This is a genomic window from Pseudomonas edaphica (assembly GCF_005863185.1).
In the GTDB taxonomy this organism is placed as follows: Bacteria; Pseudomonadota; Gammaproteobacteria; order Pseudomonadales; family Pseudomonadaceae; genus Aquipseudomonas; species Aquipseudomonas edaphica.
Window position 1 is genome coordinate 1 of sequence record NZ_VBVZ01000978.1, and the last position, 1,340, is coordinate 1,340.

Consider the following 1,340-nt stretch of genomic DNA (forward strand, 5'->3'; position numbering starts at 1 on the left):
TGATTGAGGTGTGGGAGCGGTATTACAGGCCCGAGTGCATTGCAGATATCCCCTACAAAAGAGCGCAATCTTCCTATAGTTATTGATGGAATAACCTACGTCGGCCGGCGTCTTCCTCTGCACAATTGACCAGAACCCACGCCCATGCACGAACTCGACGAACCGTTACGTGAACTCATCCCCAGGCTGCGACGTTTTGCCGTGTCCCTGACGCGTAACGCCAGCAGCGCCGACGACCTGGTGCAGTCCACGCTCGAGCGGGCGATCATCAGCTGGGCCGACAAACGCCTGGAAGGCGACCTGCGCGCCTGGCTGTTCTCGATCCTCTACCGCCAGTTCCTCGACGCCCACCGGCGCAGCCGCCGTTATGCACGCATGCTCGAATTCTTCACCGGCCGTGACGATGCACAACCCTCGGTGGAGCGCACAGTGATGGCCCAATCGACCCTGCACGCCTTCGACCAACTCAACACCGAGCAACGTGCACTGCTGCTGTGGGTGTCGGTCGAAGGGCTAAGTTACAAGGAAGTCGCCGAGATCCTGGCGGTACCGGTAGGCACCGTGATGTCGCGCCTGTCCCGTGCGCGCCAGGCCTTGCGTCAACTCAGCGAAGGCGAAATTACCAGCCCTGCCCTGCGGATACTCAAATGATCAGCCTGCCCCCCAGCGAACGCGATTTGCATGCCTACGTCGATCACCAACTGCCCGAGAGCGACCGCCGTGTGCTTGAAACCTGGTTGGCTGCCCACCCTGAAAGGGCCGCCCAGGTACATGCCTGGCAACAGGATGCACAAGCCCTGCGCGCCGCCTTGAGCGGAACCTTGCAGCAACCGGCCAACCCCGACCTCGACCCGGCACTGATTCGCCAACGCATTCGGCATCAATCGCGCCGCCACCTGGCCAGCGCCGCCGTGCTGCTGATCGCAGTCTGCCTCGGCGGACTTGGCGGTTGGCACGCGCGCGAAGCGACCCAACCATCGATGTTGCCGATGGCCGACGCCATGCAGGCGTTTCGCCTGTTTGCCCAGGAGGGCATCATGCCCGCCGACTTCAGCACCGAAGATGGCGGCACTATGCAAGCCTGGCTGGATCGCTATTTCAACCAGGCCCATCGCCTGCCCGATTTGAGCCAGGCCGGTTTCAAGCCCGTGAGCGGGCGCCTGCTCACCACTGAGCAAGGTGCGGCGGCGATGGTGTTGTACGAGGATCAGCAAGGCCATCGCATCAGCTTTTACATCCGCCCACCGGGACCGGAAAACGGCTTTTTGCCGCGCGGCAGCCGCAGCGAAGATGGGTTGCAGGCCGATTACTGGTCCGGTGGCGGGTACAACTATGCGATG

Annotated in this window: 2 protein-coding genes; both read left to right on the forward strand. The window is 62.3% G+C overall.

Features of this window, described 5'->3' with window-relative positions:
* Positions 1 to 144 precede the first annotated feature (144 nt).
* Complete coding sequence (locus tag FEM54_RS32625; RefSeq protein ID WP_058420922.1) at positions 145 to 651, forward strand: sigma-70 family RNA polymerase sigma factor; 507 nt, start codon at positions 145 to 147, stop codon at positions 649 to 651.
* The coding region (locus FEM54_RS32630; protein WP_138454291.1) for an anti-sigma factor family protein at positions 648 to 1,340 on the forward strand (693 nt) is incomplete at its 3' end. The genes FEM54_RS32625 and FEM54_RS32630, both read left to right, overlap by 4 nt.

Coding starts and splice junctions, on each gene's coding strand:
- FEM54_RS32625 (WP_058420922.1), top strand. CDS start 145: ATGCACGAACTCGACGAACCGTTACGTGAACTCATCCCCAGGCTGCGA.